Origin of the sequence: Paracoccus cavernae (genome assembly GCF_042430175.1) — a bacterium.
GTDB lineage: Bacteria > Pseudomonadota > Alphaproteobacteria > Rhodobacterales > Rhodobacteraceae > Paracoccus > Paracoccus cavernae.
The window spans coordinates 83,070-99,598 of record NZ_JBHMDZ010000046.1; the positions used below are offsets into that span (position 1 = coordinate 83,070).

The 16,529-nt window shown below is 63.7% G+C and carries 17 protein-coding genes; 6 read left to right on the forward strand and 11 right to left on the reverse strand.

Going from position 1 to position 16,529, the window contains the following annotated elements:
- Window positions 1-40: 40 nt before the first annotated feature.
- From ACFFUC_RS15655 to purC, 8 genes are all read right to left on the reverse strand, one after another.
- Window positions 41-268, reverse strand: a complete 228-nt coding sequence (locus ACFFUC_RS15655; RefSeq protein ID WP_377687769.1) for a formate dehydrogenase subunit delta — start codon at window positions 266-268, stop codon at window positions 41-43.
- A gap of 1 nt (window position 269) precedes the next feature.
- Window positions 270-1,115 carry a formate dehydrogenase accessory sulfurtransferase FdhD gene (gene fdhD / locus ACFFUC_RS15660; protein ID WP_377687770.1) on the reverse strand — a complete coding sequence of 282 codons (846 nt, stop codon included), beginning with the start codon at window positions 1,113-1,115 and terminating at the stop codon, window positions 270-272.
- A 35-nt stretch (window positions 1,116-1,150) separates the two neighbouring features.
- Window positions 1,151-4,030, reverse strand: coding sequence for a formate dehydrogenase subunit alpha (gene fdhF, locus ACFFUC_RS15665; protein ID WP_377687772.1), 2,880 nt, complete (start codon window positions 4,028-4,030; stop codon window positions 1,151-1,153).
- A complete protein-coding gene (locus ACFFUC_RS15670) occupies window positions 4,027-5,589 on the reverse strand; it encodes a formate dehydrogenase beta subunit (RefSeq protein ID WP_377687773.1) in 1,563 nt (520 codons plus the stop codon). Before ACFFUC_RS15670 ends, fdhF begins: the two co-directional genes overlap by 4 nt.
- On the reverse strand, window positions 5,586-6,077 hold the full coding sequence (locus tag ACFFUC_RS15675) for a formate dehydrogenase subunit gamma (protein WP_377687774.1): 492 nt from the start codon (window positions 6,075-6,077) through the stop codon (window positions 5,586-5,588). Before ACFFUC_RS15675 ends, ACFFUC_RS15670 begins: the two co-directional genes overlap by 4 nt.
- 78 nt (window positions 6,078-6,155) lie before the next feature.
- Window positions 6,156-7,028 (reverse strand): LysR family transcriptional regulator, encoded by an 873-nt coding sequence (locus ACFFUC_RS15680; protein ID WP_377687775.1) that lies wholly within the window; start codon window positions 7,026-7,028, stop codon window positions 6,156-6,158.
- A 93-nt stretch (window positions 7,029-7,121) separates the two neighbouring features.
- Window positions 7,122-7,361 carry a phosphoribosylformylglycinamidine synthase subunit PurS gene (purS, locus tag ACFFUC_RS15685; protein ID WP_377687776.1) on the reverse strand — a complete coding sequence of 80 codons (240 nt, stop codon included), beginning with the start codon at window positions 7,359-7,361 and terminating at the stop codon, window positions 7,122-7,124.
- A gap of 11 nt (window positions 7,362-7,372) precedes the next feature.
- Window positions 7,373-8,137, reverse strand: coding sequence for a phosphoribosylaminoimidazolesuccinocarboxamide synthase (gene purC, locus ACFFUC_RS15690; RefSeq protein ID WP_377687777.1), 765 nt, complete (start codon window positions 8,135-8,137; stop codon window positions 7,373-7,375).
- Window positions 8,138-8,306: 169 nt separating this feature from the next.
- Between purC and ACFFUC_RS15695 the strand changes: the two genes are divergently transcribed.
- Window positions 8,307-8,621 (forward strand): DUF1476 domain-containing protein, encoded by a 315-nt coding sequence (locus ACFFUC_RS15695; protein ID WP_377687778.1) that lies wholly within the window; start codon window positions 8,307-8,309, stop codon window positions 8,619-8,621.
- 152 nt (window positions 8,622-8,773) lie between these two features.
- Here ACFFUC_RS15695 and ACFFUC_RS15700 read toward each other — a convergent pair whose 3' ends face one another.
- The 3 genes from ACFFUC_RS15700 to ACFFUC_RS15710 are packed head-to-tail and all read right to left on the reverse strand — an operon-like array spanning window position 8,774 to window position 11,104.
- Window positions 8,774-10,099 (reverse strand): MATE family efflux transporter, encoded by a 1,326-nt coding sequence (locus ACFFUC_RS15700; protein ID WP_377687779.1) that lies wholly within the window; start codon window positions 10,097-10,099, stop codon window positions 8,774-8,776.
- 38 nt (window positions 10,100-10,137) lie between these two features.
- A complete protein-coding gene (locus ACFFUC_RS15705) occupies window positions 10,138-10,668 on the reverse strand; it encodes a PaaI family thioesterase (protein WP_377687780.1) in 531 nt (176 codons plus the stop codon).
- A 1-nt stretch (window position 10,669) separates the two neighbouring features.
- A complete protein-coding gene (locus tag ACFFUC_RS15710; RefSeq protein WP_377687781.1) occupies window positions 10,670-11,104 on the reverse strand; it encodes a PaaI family thioesterase in 435 nt (144 codons plus the stop codon).
- Between the two features lie 406 nt (window positions 11,105-11,510).
- On the opposite strand from ACFFUC_RS15710, the gene ACFFUC_RS15715 reads away from it, so the two are divergent.
- From ACFFUC_RS15715 to ACFFUC_RS15735, 5 genes are all read left to right on the forward strand, one after another.
- Window positions 11,511-11,912 carry a MerR family transcriptional regulator gene (locus ACFFUC_RS15715; protein WP_377687782.1) on the forward strand — a complete coding sequence of 134 codons (402 nt, stop codon included), beginning with the start codon at window positions 11,511-11,513 and terminating at the stop codon, window positions 11,910-11,912.
- Between the two features lie 218 nt (window positions 11,913-12,130).
- A complete protein-coding gene (locus ACFFUC_RS15720) occupies window positions 12,131-12,583 on the forward strand; it encodes a MerR family transcriptional regulator (protein ID WP_377687783.1) in 453 nt (150 codons plus the stop codon).
- 26 nt (window positions 12,584-12,609) lie between these two features.
- On the forward strand, window positions 12,610-14,388 hold the full coding sequence (locus ACFFUC_RS15725) for an acyl-CoA dehydrogenase C-terminal domain-containing protein (RefSeq protein ID WP_377687784.1): 1,779 nt from the start codon (window positions 12,610-12,612) through the stop codon (window positions 14,386-14,388).
- A gap of 291 nt (window positions 14,389-14,679) precedes the next feature.
- A complete protein-coding gene (locus ACFFUC_RS15730) occupies window positions 14,680-15,321 on the forward strand; it encodes a glutathione S-transferase family protein (RefSeq protein WP_377687785.1) in 642 nt (213 codons plus the stop codon).
- Window positions 15,318-16,529: an acetyl-CoA C-acetyltransferase gene (locus tag ACFFUC_RS15735; protein WP_377687786.1), complete on the forward strand. Its 1,212-nt coding sequence runs from the start codon at window positions 15,318-15,320 to the stop codon at window positions 16,527-16,529. Before ACFFUC_RS15730 ends, ACFFUC_RS15735 begins: the two co-directional genes overlap by 4 nt.

Genomic DNA, 16,529 nt, shown 5'->3' on the forward strand with positions numbered 1-16,529 from the left:
AGGCAAAACGCGGCTGCCCCCGAAGCGGGGGAAACCCGCCTCAGGCCTGCGGGGCCGCCTCGTCGGGAAGCTTGATGAAGGCGATGCTGTCGCGCACGATCGGATCGGCCTCGGCACCGGCCTTGATCTGTTCGATCAGCGAGCGGCGCATCGGATAGTTCCAATATTGGTTGATATGCTCGGCCACGGCTTTGGGCGCCGGCTCGGGCTGGCTGCGGAAGAAATCCGCCATCTGGGTTGCCATGCGGATCAGCTTGTCCGTTGCCATGTTACTGTCCTTGCTTTGCCGCAATGCGCTGCGGATGGGTATAAAGATCGAAATCCCGACCGCGCGCCCGCGCGATCAGCGTCATGCCGGCGGCCTCGGCCCAGGCCAGCGCCAATTCGGTCGGCGCCGAAGCCCCGATAATCACCCCCGCCCCGATCCGCGCCGCCTTCTGCACCAGATCGACCGAGAGCCGCGAGGACATGACGATCGCGCCCCTGCGCCCGTCGATCCCCTGCCGCGCCAAAGCGCCGGCAAGCTTGTCGAGCGCGTTGTGGCGGCCGACATCCTCGCGAACAACCATCGCCTGCCCGTCCCAAAAGCCCGCCGCATGGATCGCGGGGGTCCGGCGGCGCAGGATCTGGCCCTCGGAGAGAGCGGCCATGGCGCGCCCCACATCCTCGGGGGCAAGCACCATGCCTTCGCCGACCGCGATGATGTCGGGCAGAGCGGCATCGATGCTGTCGACGCCGCAGAGCCCGCAGCCCACCGGCCCGATCATCGAACGTTTGCGCTCGATCAGCCCGACCGAGAGGCCCGGCTTCAGCCAAAGCCGCGCCTCGATCCCGCCAAGGCCTTGGGCGCTGACCGCAACCGTCTCGAATCCCGTAATGTCCTCGGGCGCGGCGATCATGCCTTCGGTCAGGGCGAAGCCCGTCGCGAAATCCTGCAGGTCATGCGGCGAGGCCATCAAGACCGCCTGCGACATGCCGTCGATGACGATGGCCACGGGCACTTCCTCGGGGCTGGGAGGCAAAGCGGCGGCCCGACCGCGGGCATCGGGCGAACCGGCCTCGAGCCAGCCGCCGTCGCGCCACATCATCGGAGCCTGTGCCACCTTGTCCTTCATCCCCGCACGATCCCGAGCGAACCCCGAACCGGCGCTTATTCCGCCGCTGTCGGCAGAATCCGGCGCGCCAGATCGGAATGCGCCTGATATTCCTCCTGCCAGTCGCTCGGCCCGTTCGAGGGGCTGACCTGAACGGCCGTCACCTTGAACTCGGGGCAGTTCGTGGCCCAGTCGGAGTTGTCCGTCGTGACCACGTTAGCCTGCGTCGTCGGGTGGTGGAAGGTCGTATAGACCACACCCGGCGCCACCCGCTCGGTGATTTCGACACGCAAGGTCGTATCGCCCGAACGCGAGGCCACGCGCACCCAGTCGCCATTGCGCAAACCGCGGTTTTCCGCATCCGACGGATGGATCTCGAGGATATCCTCGGGGTGGAAGACCGTGTTCTCGGTCCGCCGCGTCTGTGCGCCGACGTTATACTGCGACAGGATGCGCCCCGTCGTCAGCAAGAGCGGGAAGCGCGCGCCGGTGCGCTCGTCGGTCGCGACATATTCGGTATGGATGAACTTGCCCTTGCCGCGCACGAAGCCGTCGACATGCATCAGCGGCGTGCCCAAAGGCGCCGCCTCGTTGCACGGCCATTGCACGGAGCCGACCTCGTCGAGCAGCGCATAGCTCACGCCCGCAAAGCTCGGCGTGGTCATGGCGATTTCGTCCATGATCGCTTCGGGATGCGGATAGCTCCAGTTGCCGCCCATGCGGTTGGCCAGAAGCTGGGTGATCTCCCAATCCTCGTAGCCGTTCTTGGGCGTCATGGTGCGGCGCACGCGGTTGATGCGGCGCTCGGCATTGGTGAAGGTGCCGTCCTTTTCGAGGAAGCTCGAACCGGGCAGCAGGACATGGGCGTAGTTGGCGGTCTCGTTAAGGAAGAGATCCTGAACGATGACGATATCCATCGCCGACAGCGCCGAGGTGACGTGCTTGGTGTCGGGATCGGACTGGACGATATCCTCGCCCTGACAATAGAGGCCCTTGAATTTGCCCTGAAGCGCGAAGTCGAACATGTTGGGGATGCGCAGGCCCGGCTCGTCGGACAAAGGCACGCCCCAGACGCGTTCGTAAAGCGCGCGGGTCGCCGGATCGCTGACATGGCGATAGCCGGGATATTCATGCGGGAACGAGCCCATATCGCACGAACCCTGCACGTTGTTCTGGCCGCGCAGCGGGTTCACGCCGGTGCCGTTCTTGCCGATATTGCCGGTCATCATCGCGAGGTTCGCGATCGCCATGACCGTGGTCGAGCCCTGCGAATGCTCGGTCACGCCCAGCCCGTAGAAGATCGAGGCGCGCGGCGCTTTGGCATAGGCGCGGGCGGCCTCGCGCACGAGATGCGCAGGAACCTTGCACAGGGCTTCGACCTCTTCGGGCGAATGTTTGGGCAGGGCCGCGAATTCCATGTATTCCTTGAATTCGTTCCAGTCGCAGCGCTCGCGGATGAATTCCTCGTCATAAAGCTTCTCGGTGACGATCACATGGGCCAAAGCGGTCACGACCGCGACGTTGGTGCCCGGACGCAGCGGCAGGTGCAGCCCCATGCCCATATGCGGCGTATCGAGAATGTCGGTGCGGCGCGGATCGACCACGATCAGCCCCGCGCCTTTGCGCAAGCGTGCCCGCATGCGCGAACCGACGACGGGGTGCCCGTCGGTCGGGTTCGCGCCGATGATCAGCATCAGATCGGTCTCTTCGATCGAGTCGAAATCATGCGTGCCGGCCGAGGTGCCGAAGGTCTTGCCCAGACCATAGCCGGTCGGCGAATGGCAGACGCGGGCGCAGGTATCGGTGTTGTTGTTGCCGAAAACCGCGCGAGCGAGCTTCTGGACGAGATAGGTTTCCTCGTTGGTGCAGCGCGAGGAGGTGATGACGCCGATCGAATCCTTGCCGAAATCGGCCTGGGTCTGGCGCAGGCGGGTCGCCGCGAAATCGAGTGCCTCGTCCCAGCTGACTTCCTGCCACGGATCGGTGATCTTCTCGCGGATCATCGGCTTGAGGATGCGGTCGCGGTGGGTGGCGTAGCCCCAGGCGAAACGACCTTTGACGCAGCTATGGCCGTGGTTGGCCTTGCCGTCCTTGGAGGGCACCATGCGCACGACCTGCTCGCCGCGCATATGCGCATCGAACGAGCAGCCGACGCCACAATAGGCGCAGGTCGTCTTCACGATGCGCTCGGGCGTGCCGATATCGAGGACGGTGTTCTCGATCAGGGTCGCGGTCGGGCAGGCCTGAACACAGGCGCCGCAGCTCACGCAATCCGAGGCGAGGAAGCTGTCCGAAGCCATGCCCGGCGAGACGCGGCTGTCGAAACCGCGACCCTCGATCGTCAGCGCGAAGGTCCCCTGCACTTCCTCGCAGGCGCGAACGCAGCGGTTGCAGACGATACATTTCGCCGGATCGAAAGTGAAATAGGGGTTCGACTGGTCCTTGGGCCGCCATTCGGGGTTCGGGCCTTCGGCCGTGCGTTTGGCGAAATGGTTCTTGCCCGGCTCGTAGCGGACCTCGCGCAGGCCGACCGCACCGGCCATATCCTGCAATTCGCAATCGCCGTTCGCACCACAAGTCAGACAGTCGAGCGGGTGGTCCGAGATATAAAGCTCCATCACGCCGCGACGGATCTGCGCGATCTCGTCGGTCTGGGTGTGAACGCTCATCCCTTCGCTGACCGGCGTGGTGCAGGAGGCAGGCGTGCCGCGCATCCCGTCGATCTGGACGACGCACAGACGGCACGACCCGAAAGAGGCGAGGTTGTCGGTCGCGCAAAGTTTGGGAACCGAAATCCCCGCCTCTGCCGCCGCACGCATGACCGAGGTTCCCGCCGGAACCGTCACAGCGATCCCGTCGATCTTCAGCGTGACTTTGACATCGGACTTGACCGCAGGCGTACCCATGTCGCGGTCGGGAATGATGAAGTCTTTCATTCTGCTGCCTCCCTGCGGGCAGTGCCCCGGTTGGTAAAATCATCGGGGAAATGCGTCAGCGCGGACATGACCGGGAAAGGCGCAAAGCCCCCGAGCGCACAAAGCGAGCCCCATTTCATCGTGTTGCACAGGTCTTTCAGGATCTCGATTCCGTCGAGATCACCCTCGGCGATGCGGTCGATCGTTTCGACACCGCGTGTCGAGCCGATGCGGCAGGGCGTGCATTTGCCGCAGCTTTCGACCGCGCAGAACTCCATCGCGAAACGCGAAAGTTTCAGCATATCGGCGGTATCGTCGAAAACGGTGATGCCGGCATGGCCCAGAAGGCCCTCTTTGGTGGCGAGCTCTTCATAGCCGAAGGGCACGTCGAAATTCGCGACCGGAATATAGGAGCCCAATGGCCCGCCGACCTGAACCGCCTTGACCGGACGGCCCGAAATCGTGCCGCCGCCGATGCCCATGACGATATCGCCCAGCTTCATGCCGAAAGCGGCCTCGTAAAGCCCGCCGAATTTGACATTGCCAGCGATCTGGATCGGAATCGTCCCCTTGGAGCGGCCAATCCCCAGCGCACCATAAGCCGCGCCGCCATGTTCCAAAATCCACGGCACCGCACCAAGCGAGAGCACGTTGTTCACGACCGTCGGACGGCCAAGAAAACCTTCAAGCGCGGGGATCGGCGGCTTGGCGCGAACCACGCCGCGCTTGCCTTCGAGGCTGTTGAGCAGGCTGGTTTCCTCGCCGCAGACATAGGCGCCCGCGCCAACGCGCACCTCCATGTCATAGGCGTAATCCGAGCCGAGCATCTTCGCGCCGAGCATTCCGTAGGCCCGCGCCGCCTTGATCGCATCGTTCATCGCGCGGATCGCATCGGGATATTCGCTGCGGATATAGACATAGCCCTGCGTTGCGCCGACCGCGATACCCGCAATCGCCATGCCTTCGATCAGGCAAAGCGGATCGCCCTCCATCAGCATCCGGTCGGCGAAGCTGCCCGAATCGCCCTCGTCGGCATTGCAGATGATGTATTTCTGCGGACCTGCGGCACCGGCCACGGTCTTCCACTTGATCGCGGTCGGAAAACCCGCGCCGCCACGGCCGCGCAGTCCCGAATCCATGACCTCGGCCACGATCTTTTCCGGCCCTGCCGCAATCGCCGCCTTGAGCCCGTTCAGCCCGCCATGCGCGATGAAATCATCCATCGAAACCGGATCGATCACGCCCACGCGGGCGAATGTCAGACGCTGCTGCCCCTTCATCCAGTCGAGTTCCTCGACCGGACCCAAGGCGCGCGGATGTTTGCGGCTGTCCGCCGTCAGACCGGCCACGATCTCGGCGACCAGATCCGCGACATCCTCAACCTCGAAAGGACCGAAGCCGACGCGGGTGCCGTCCAGATCAACCTCGACCAGCGGCTCGAGCCAGATCATCCCGCGCGAGCCGTTGCGCACGATCTGGGCCTCGACGCCCTGTTTCGCCAGCTCGGCAGCCATGGTTTTCGCGACATCATCCGCGCCAAGCGCACGGGCGGCCGCATCAATGGGAACATAGATCTTCATGCGCGCACCTCGGCAACCAGTCGCCCGATTTTGGCGGCATTCGCCCGTCCGATCAGCTTGCCGTCCAGCTCGGCCGAAGGCGCACAAGCGCACAGGCCCAGACAAAAGACCGGCTCGAGCGTCAGGCGGCCGTCGGGCGTGGTCTCGTGCCAGCCGATGCCCAAAGCCTTGCAGATCTGGTCGGCCAATTCGTCCGCACCCATCGACTGACAGGATTCCGCGCGGCACAAACGCAGCACATGCGGTGCGGTCGGGTGGTCGCGGAAATCGTGGTAAAAGCTGACGACGCCATACACTTCGGCCCGCGTGATCCCCAAAGCCTTGGCCAGAATCGGCTGCGCATCCTCTGGGATCATGCCCCAATCGGCCTGAATATCGTGCAAAATCGGCAGCAAAGGCCCTTCGCGATCGATATGGCGCGCGATGATGGTTTGCAGGTGGCTTTGCGCTTCGGCGTCAAAGGCCCGGTCGGGCGGCATTCGAGTCATGGCTGGATCATTCCGGGCTAGTCTATCTTCTTCAAAGATTAACGCCCGTCGATAGACAACTCAATTGCAATCTATCGTTTATTGATCGACTTTCCCTATCGAACGCGCCGCTTTCCACAGAGCTTCGACCAAAGGGGGATGCGGCTCGCGGGCGGCGGTGACGAGCCCGACCAGATGACCCTCGCCACGCAACGGCCGCGCGTGGACTCCATGGGGCAGCGGCAGCCCCTCGGCCAACCCCTGCGGCAGGATCGCCGCCCAATCTCCGCTCGCGACATGGGCAAGGATCGACAGCATCGAGGTCGATTCGACCCGCGGCTCGGCCTCGACGCCCGCCGCAAGCAGATGGCGCATGACAATGCGGCGGTTCTGCATATCGGGCGTGAGCAGACAAAGCGGACGCTGTGCCGCCTCGGACCATTCGGCGGCGCCCTCGGCCGCGCTGCGGTCGACCAGACAATAGGTCTCGCGGTAAAGCGGCATCGACTGGACGCGGCCCAAGGGCTCGCTGTCGAGATAGGTGATGCCCGCATCCAGCTCCAAAGCGTCGATCTGGTCGCGGATCTCGTCCGAGGACCGCGACAGGATGCTGACGGCGGCATTGGGATGGCGCTGCAGGAAAGGCGCGGTCAGCTCGGCAATGCGCGGCATGGCGGTCGGGATCACCCCGATGCGCAAACGACCCGAAACCCCCTCGCGCGAGGCTTTCATCTCGGCCTGCATGGCACGCGCATCGGCGACGATCCGGCGCGACCAGCCCAAGACCCGCTCTCCTTCGGGGGTCAGCCCCTGAAAGCGCGAGCCGCGCCGGACCAGCTGGACACCCAACTGGTCCTCAAGCGCGCGGATTGCAGAGGAAAGGGTGGGCTGGGTGATCCCCAAAGCCTCGGCTGCGCGCCCGAAATGCTCTTCGCGCGCCAGAACCATAAACATGTTGAGCCGGTCAATCATGGCCGCCTCCGGCAAATGGAAAGACAGGCCGCAGCCCATCTTTCATGCGCAAATATCCCGGGGTCCGGGGCAGAGCCCCGGTCCGGTTGCCGGTCAAAGGATCTCGACCGAATATTTCTCGATCACGGTATTGGCGAGCAGGCTTTCGCACATTTTCGCCACTTCCGTTTCGGCTGCAGCGCGATCGCTGCCTGCAAGATCAAGCTCGATGACCTTGCCCTGACGCACGCCCTCGACGCCGCCAAAGCCGAGCCCGCCCAAAGCGTGGCGGATCGCCTCGCCCTGCGGATCCAGAACGCCATCCTTGAGCATGATGGTGACACGAGCTTTCATCGGCGGGCCTTTCAGTTGATCAGCGTGGGCTTCGAGAGGGAGGTGGTATTGGCGGGCATCAGCCCCAGCCGGCGCGCCACCTCGGTATAGGCATCGGTCAACGAGCCCAGATCGCGGCGGAAGACGTCCTTGTCCAGCTTCTGGCCGGTTTTGACGTCCCACAGTCGGCAGCTGTCGGGGCTGATTTCGTCGGCGACGATCAGGCGCATGAAATCGCCGTCCCAGATCCGGCCGATCTCGATCTTGAAGTCGATCAGCTTGATGCCGACGCCGTAGAAGACGCCCGAGAGGAAATCGTTGACCCGCAAGGCAAGGCTGACGATATCGTCGAGATCCTGCTGCGCGGCCCAGCCGAAGGCGATGATGTACTCCTCGGAGACCATCGGATCGCCGAGCTCGTCGTTCTTGTAGGAATATTCGACGATCGGACGCGGCAGCGCCGTGCCTTCCTCGAGACCGAGGCGCTTCGACAGCGAGCCTGCCGCGAAATTGCGCACGATCACTTCCAGCGGAATGATCTCGACCTGACGGATCAATTGCTCGCGCATATTGATGCGGCGGATGAAGTGGTTCGGAACGCCGATATTGGTCAGGCCGTTCATGAAATACTCGGACAGGCGGTTGTTCAACACGCCTTTGCCGTCAATCGTGGCTTTCTTCTGGGCGTTGAAGGCGGTCGCATCATCCTTGAAGTATTGGATCAGCGTGCCCGGCTCGGTCCCTTCGTAAAGGATCTTTGCTTTGCCTTCGTAGATTTTCTTGCGCCGTGGTGCCATAATGCGCTTCTCCCGTCAGCAAGTATGTCGCTCTTCGCGCTATAGGCCAGAATGGGGGGAATGAGCAATACAGGGTTGATGCAGGAAGCCGCCTTGCGCATATCTGAATTGCAACCAATGATCACGCCAATGCTCGCTCTTGTCTCTCCCGATCCTCAAGGAGGCCCGAATGACGACTTTTGACGACCGCGAACGCGCCTATGAAGCAAAGTTCGCAAAGGATGCAGAGCTGACCTTCAAGGCCGAGGCCCGCCGCAACCGGCTTTTGGGCGAATGGGCCGCAGCGCTTTTGGGAAAAACCGGCGACGAGGCGCGCTCTTATGCGCTGACCGTCGTCACGTCGGATTTCAACGAGCCCGGCGACGGCGATGTTTTCCGCAAACTGGCCGACGATCTTGACGGTAAAGCCGACGAGGCCGGCATCCGTGCCAAAATGGCGGAATTGCGCGTCGAGGCACGCCGCCAGATCCTCGAAGACGAATAAGGAGCACGGCAACCGCCCCCTTTTCGGTCCGGCGAGGGCTCGGGGGGCGGGGCACCTTCTTCCGGCAGGAAAGTTCCGGGGGCGCTGCCCCCGACCCCGGGATATTTCGGCATGAAAGATGCGGGGCCCAAAGGTAGGGCCCTCGGGCCGGACTAGCCGATCGAGGCCTCGACGCGCGGATAGAGCTTTGCCATCGTCACGCCGCGCATCAGGTTGAGCCCCATCAGTGCCGCCCATAGCCCGTGATTGCCCAGCCAAAGCGGCAGGGTCAGGCAGAGCAGCGCGTAGAAAGCGACCGAGACCAGCATAGCATTGCGCATCTCGCGGGTTCGGGTCGCGCCGATGAAAATGCCGTCATACATCCAGCTCGCCACGCCGATCAGCGGGCCGATGGCGAGCCACGGCAGATAGCGCGCGGCCTCGGTGCGAACCTCGGGAGAGGTGGTCAAAAGCGCGATGATCGCGGGACCGAACAGCCAGAAGACCAGCGAGAGCAGCAGCGCGCCGCCGATCCCCCAGCGCATCGAGATCGCGACGGATTGCCGCAGACGGTCCTTGCGCCGCGCGCCCACCGCCTGCCCGACCAGCGTCTCCGCCGAAAAGGCAAAGCCGTCCAGCGCATAGGCGGTGATCTCGAGAAACTGCAGCAGCACCTGATTGGCCGCCAGCGTCACATCCCCCTGCCCCGCGCCGAGAAAGATGAAAGTCGTGAAGCTGCCCTGCAGCAGGACCGAGCGGATCAGGATGTCGCCGTTGAGCCGCACCAGCCGGTCGATCTGTTCGCGCGCAAAAAGCTGCGCGAACCCGCGCGCCTGCGTCCATGCTTTGACGATCGCGCCGCGCGCGAACCACAGGCCGGTGGCAAGCCCGGTCCACTCGGCAATCAGCGTCGCCACCGCAACGCCCGGCACCCCCCAGCCGAGCCCGAGGACGAACCACAAATCGAGCAGGATGTTGAGCCCGTTGAGCACCAACTGGATCACCAGCACATCGCGGGTGCGCTCCATCGCGATGAGCCAGCCGGTGATCGCATAAAGCGCGATGGTTGCGGGCGCGCCCCAGATGCGGATGCCGAGATAGGAGCGCGCGAGCGTTTCGACCTCTTGCGAGGCGGGAGCAAGGCGCAGGGCCAGCGACAAAAGCGGCCAGTGCAGAGCGACCAGCACCAGTCCCGCCACCACGCCGATCACCAGCGCGCGCAAAAGATGCGCGCCACCCTCGGTCTCGTTGCCCGCGCCGCGGGCTTGCGCGACCAGCCCCGATGTGCCCATGCGCAGAAAGCCGAAGATCCAGTAGATCGAGGCGAGAATGATCGCGCCCAGCCCGACCGCACCGATCGGTGCGGCCTCGCCCAACTGTCCCACCACGCCGGTATTGACCGCCCCCAGAAGCGGCACGGTTGCATTCGACAGAACGATCGGAAAGGCGATGGCGACAACGCGGCGGTTGTCGATCGCAAGATCGGTGCCGGCGCTCACGGCCGCACCGGCATCGGGTCATGCGGGATCATGGGGGCTCAGCCTTCCGAGGGCATCAGGAAATGGCCGGTCGCCTGTGCGAAAAGCCGCTCGCGGTTGTCCTGCCAGGCTTCGACCTGAACGCTGGCGTAACGCCGGCCCGAGCGCACGATCCGCGCCCGCGCATAGGCGTCGCGCGGCAGGCCCGAACGCAGATAATCCACGGTGAAATCGATGGTCTTGGGCAGGCGCAGGGCCTCGTCCCCGCCGCCGACCGGCATGGAGCTGGCCGGACGTGTGCCCTCGGACTGGCTGCGGCCGCCCTCGATATCGTCCCAGGAGCGCGCCCATGCAAGCTGCACCACCGCTGCCGTCTCGAGGAAGGCCGCGATCGCGCCGCCATGAAGGGCGGGCAGCAGGGGATTGCCGATATTGCGCTCGGCGTAGGCCATGACGGCGGTCAGCTCGTCGCCGCGCCGGTCGAAGCTGATCCCGAGCCAAGCGGCATAGGGAATGACCCCGACAATGGTTTGCAGCGCCATGTCGCGGCGCGATTTGATCTGGTGGAGCGGCTCGCTGCGGTCGATCATCTCAGCCTCCCATCGTGAAAGCGCCGGTCGCGGTGGCAACCGGATTGAGCGTATCGTCGTCGCTGGCCCAGGCCCGCACGAAAGCGACCGAGCGGGTGACGTGATAGCAGGTCGCGCGCGCCGTGATCTTCTGGCCCGGTTTGGCGGCGCGCATATAGTCGATGCGCAGATCGATGGTCGCGGTCGCGCCGAGCGCCTCTTCATGGCCCAGAACCGCCGCACCGCAGCAGGTATCCATCAGCGCCGAGACCACGCCGCCGTGGATCACCCCCGAGCGGCTGTCGCCGACGAAGCGCTCGTCCCAGGGCATCGAGATGACCGCACCCTCGGGGCCGACCTCTTCGAGGACCATGCCGAGCGCCTGCGCATGGGGGATCGCTTCGACGAATTGTCGGGCAATCCGTGCCTTATGGTCCTCGCCGCCTTGGTTATCCATGGTTCCGCCCTTGCTGTTGCGCCGCGCTGCTGTGGCATTAGGGTTAATCCGGCGCCGCATATCGGGCAAGAGCGGGCGCAGCGGTCCGGCCCGCGCAAAGACCCGCTACTGGCACAAGGGCCGCGCAAAGGTTGCGGCAGAAATCTTGCAAGCTGCGCGGCCGCCACACCGAAAACGGCAAAGAGAATCGCGGCGGCCCAAGTCGCCACACGGTCGGCCGGGGCGTTTCAACCTTGTGCGGACAGGCCTTGTGCCGACTGCATGCCGTTAGGGAAAGCAAAACTGCGGAAATGCCCGCCCGATCATGCATATTAACCTTGTATTCTCACCCATTCATGCCTGCATATGGTTGAGTTCGCCAAGAGCCTCGGCTAGCGTCATCATATTCCAAAGCAGAGACTGATTAATGGTTGAAGACGGTTATATCAGCTTCAAGGACATGTGTGCCCGTTTCGACGTGACCCCGAGAACGCTGCGCTATTACGAATATATCGAATTGCTGCATCCCAAAAAGGTCGGCCGCACCCGTTACTACGGGCCGCGCGAAGTTGCCCGGATGAAGCTGATTCTGCGCGGGCGGCGCTTTGGTTTCTCGCTCGAAGACATCCGCCAATGGCTGATGATCTACGGCCAGAAGGGCACGGTCGAACAATACCGCGTCTGGATCGAATTGGCCGACCGCCAATACGATCTGCTCGCCCAGCAACAGGCCGAGCTCGAGGCGACGATGCGCGAGCTGCACGATCTGCGCGACGGCACGCAAAAGCTGATCGACGAGATGACCGGCTCCGAAGCGCCCTCGACCTGAGGCTCCGGCTTGCCGCCCCGTGCTCCGGCAGGATGGCGGCCCTTCCTGCGCAGCGGGGCCGATGCGCCCCGCACACAAGCGATCATCTGCCCCGACGGCCGACACGACGGCCCGCGATTGCCGGCACAGAATTGGTGACGCAGCGTTTCCCCTTACGCGCACGTCAACCTAGGATAGTCTGATATCTCGACAGGGCGCAGTTGGGGGAATGTGCAGCAATGTCCGACAAATCGACCAGTTCCGATCCTGCCGCAACGATGCATGAATCGCTGCCCGATCAGATGACGATCCGCGAAATGAGCGAGGCATTCGGCGTCACCGCCCGCGCCTTGCGCTTTTACGAGGCGAGCGATCTGATTGCGCCCCTGCGCAAGGGTCAGGCGCGGCTTTACAGCCGCTCGGATCGCGCGAGGCTCAAGCTGATCCTGCGCGGCAAACGCTTCGGCTTTTCGCTCGTCCAGATCCGCGAGATCCTCGAGCTCTACAACCCCGCCGACAAGAACATGGCCCAGACCGAAGCCGCACTGGCCACCGCCCGCGACCGGCTTGGCGATATGGAGCTCCAGCTCAGCGAGCTCGGTCAGGCCATCACCGAATTGCGTCAACAGATCGCGGAGGGCGAGGCATCCCTGCGCCGTCTGCGCGCCACATCTTCCGCAGCCGGCAACTGACGCGGCAGCCCCATTCAGAGGATATCATGACCACATATCTCCCGCCCGTTGAGGATTTCCAGTTCATCCTGCACGACGTTCTGAAGCTGACGGAAAGCGGCCTGCCCGGCCATGACGAGCTCGATGCGGATTTCACCGCCGCCATTCTGGAGGCCGCAGGCAAAATCTCGGGCGAGATCCTCGCCCCCCTGAATGCGGTCGGCGACCGCGAGGGCTGCCACCTCGAAAACGGTCAGGTGCGCACCCCGAAAGGCTTCGACAAAGCCTTCGCGGCGATGAAGGAAGGCGGCTGGACCGCACTCGATTGCGCGCCGGAATATGGCGGTCAGGGCCTGCCCTATATCATGGGGCTTGCCGCGGGCGAGATGTTCGTGGCCAACAACATGGCCTTCAACATGTATCAGGGCCTGACCCACGGCGCCTATTCGGCCATCGCCGCCCATGGCACCGAGGATCAGAAAAACACCTATCTCGCCAAGCTCGCCAGCTGCGACTGGACCGGCACGATGAACCTCACCGAGGCCCATGCCGGCACCGATCTGGGCCTGCTGCGCACCAAGGCAGAGCCGCAGGACGACGGCAGCTATCTGATCACCGGACAGAAGATCTTCATCTCGGCCGGCGATCACGATCTGGCGGAAAACATCATCCACCTCGTCCTTGCCAAAGCTCCGGGCGGCGGCGAGGGCACCAGGGGCATCAGCCTCTTCATCGTGCCGAAGTTCCTCGTGAATGCCGATGGCTCGCTGGGAGAGCGCAACGCGGTTTCGGTCGGCAATATCGAAGAGAAGATGGGCATCCACGGCAATGCCACCTGCGTCATGAACTATGACGGGGCAAAAGGCTGGCTGCTGGGCGATCTCCACAAAGGCATGCGCGCCATGTTCACCATGATGAACGAGGCGCGGATGGGCGTGGGCCTTCAGGGTTATGCGCTTGCGGCGGGCGCCTATCAAAAGGGCCTCGCCTATGCCAAGGACCGCCTGCAGGGCCGCGCCGTCACCGGCACCGAGAACCCGAGCGGCCCCGCCGATCCGCTGATCGTCCATCCCGATATCCGCCGCAGCCTGATGGAGCAGAAAAGCTTCGTCGAAGGCGCCCGCGCACTGGCCGCATGGGGCGCGCATCTGATCGACCGCAGCCATCTGGCCGATGATCAGGATGCCGAGGGCATGATTTCGCTTCTGACTCCGGTCATCAAGGGCTTCCTGACCGACAAGGGGTTCGATGCGACGGTTCAGGCCCAACAGATCTTCGGCGGGCACGGCTATATCGAGGAAACCGGCATCTCGCAGTATGTCCGCGACGCCCGTATCGCAATGATCTACGAGGGCGCCAACGGTGTGCAGGCGCTGGATCTGGTCGGCCGCAAACTCGCCAGCGATGGCGGCAAACATGTCATGGCTTTCTTCGAGATGGTGAAGAGCTTCATCAAGGAGAACGAAGGCGACGCAACACTCAAGGCCGATTTCCTCGAGCCGTTGAAGGCCGCGTCAAAGGATCTGCAATCGGCAGCGATGTATTTCATGCAGACCGGCATGAAGGCCCCCAATGCCGCCCTCGCGGGTTCCTACGACTTCATGCATCTCTTCGGCCATGTCGCGCTTGGCTTGATGTGGAGCCGCATGGCTGCGACCGCCCAAGCCAAACTGGCGGCAGGCAGCGACAATCCGGCCTTCTACGAGACCAAGCTCGCCACCGGCCGGTTCTACATGCAGCGCCAGTTGCCTGTCACCGCGACCCATCTGGCGCGCATCATCACCGGCGAAACCAGCGTCATGGCGCTCGATGCCGACCGCTTCTGACGCGATCGGGCGCGGCCGTGCAAGCGGCCGCCCTTCCTCCGCCTCCGGCGGGGGTATTTCGGTGATGAAGAATGAACTGCTCCGGCCTGCGGCGCGGGATCTTGTCGGGTCGCGGGCCGGAGCTTTCTCCATCAGCGGTCATCGGCTCCCCAGCCTGTACCGCAAGACCGATCATCGCAGCGATGAATGAAGAAGAGGTTACGGTCTCGTTCTTCATCATGAAAATACCCATCTTGGTAAACGAAGCAGCCGCGCCTGCCCTGCCGCCCCGAACCAAACAGGAGATCCTTTGTGACAGCACAGCTTTTCTGCTTCGGCGAATCCGGTCATTCCTACAAGGCGGCGCTGACGCTCGAACTGTCGGGCTATGACTGGCAGCCGGTCTATGTCGATTTCTTCAACGGCGAGGTCCGCGCGAACGCCTATCGCGAGATGAACGAGATGGCCGAAGCGCCGGTCTTCCGCGAGGACGGGCTGACGCTGACGCAATCGGCGGTGATCCAGCTGCATGTTGCCGAGAAGACGGGAAAGTTTCTCGACGGCGACCGCAACGAGATTTTGCGCTGGCTGTTTTGGGACAACCACAAACTCTCGAGCGCGATCGGCTCGACCCGTTTCCTGATGAACTTCATTCCCGAAGGCAAACGCCCGCTCGAGGTGATCGCCTTCCAGCAGGCGCGTCTGAAATCGGCCTACAAGCTTCTGGACGGCCATCTTTCGGGGCGCGACTGGATTGCCGGTGACGCTGCGACCATCGCCGACTTCACCTGCTGCGGCTATCTTTACTATCCTGAACCATTCGGCTTCGATCGTGCCGAATGGCCTCATATCTCGGCATGGCTCGAGCGGATCGCCTCGCTGCCCGGCTGGAAGCACCCCTATGATCTGATGCCCGGCAATCCCTCCGACCGGGCGCCGAAGGAGGACAAATGACCGAAGCCTATATCTATGACGCGGCCCGCACGCCGCGCGGCAAAGGGCGCCCCGACGGCAGCCTGCATGAAGTGACCTCGGTCGCCCTTTCGGCGCGGCTTCTCGATGCCGTCAAGGAACGCAACGGCCTCGAAGGCCATGCCGTCGAGGATGTGATCTGGGGCAATGCGACCCAGGTGATGGAACAGGGCGGCTGTCTGGCGCGCTCGGCCGTTCTGGCCTCGCAGCTCGACGAATCGATCCCCGGCCTCTCGATCAACCGCTTCTGCGCCAGCGGCATGGAGGCGATGAACCTTGCCGCCAACCAGATCCGCGGCGGATCGGGCGAGGCCTATATCGCGGGCGGCGTCGAGATGATGAGCCGCGTCGCCATGGGCAGCGACGGTGCCGCGATCGCGGTCGATCCGGCGCTGACCTTCAAGACCTATTTCGTGCCGCAAGGCATCTCGGCGGACATCATCGCGACCCAATACGGTTTCTCGCGCGAGGATGCCGATGCGCTAGCCGTCGAAAGCCAGCGCCGCGCCGCCATCGCGATCAGCGAGGGGCGTTTTGCGAAATCGATCGTTCCGGTCCGCGACCAGAACGGCTTGATCATCCTTGATCACGACGAATTCCCGCGCCCCAATACCACGATGGAATCGCTTGGCGCGCTCAAGCCCAGCTTCAAGGATATGGGCGAGATGATGCCCGGATTCGACAAGGTGGCGATGCTGAAATATCCGCATCTGAGCGCCATCAACCACATCCACCACGCCGGCAACTCGTCGGGGATCGTCGACGGTGCGGCGGCTGTTCTGATCGGCAACCGCGAGTTCGGCGAGAAGCACGGCCTCAAGCCGCGCGCCCGCATCCGCGACACCGCGAAGATCGGCACCGATCCGACCATCATGCTGACCGGCCCCGTCCCCGTGACCGAGAAAATCCTGTGCGAAAGCGGCCTTTCGATCGGCGACATCGACCTTTTCGAGGTCAACGAGGCTTTCGCTTCGGTTGTCCTACGCTTCATGCAGGCCTTCGAGGTCGATCCCTCGCTCGTCAACGTCAACGGCGGCGCGATGGCGCTAGGCCATCCGCTCGGCGCGACCGGCGCCATGATCATCGGCACTTTGCTTGACGAGCTGGAACGGCAGGACAAGCAGATCGGCCTTGCCACATTGTGCGTCGCCTCCGGCATGGGTGCCGCGACGATCATCGAGCGCGTCTGA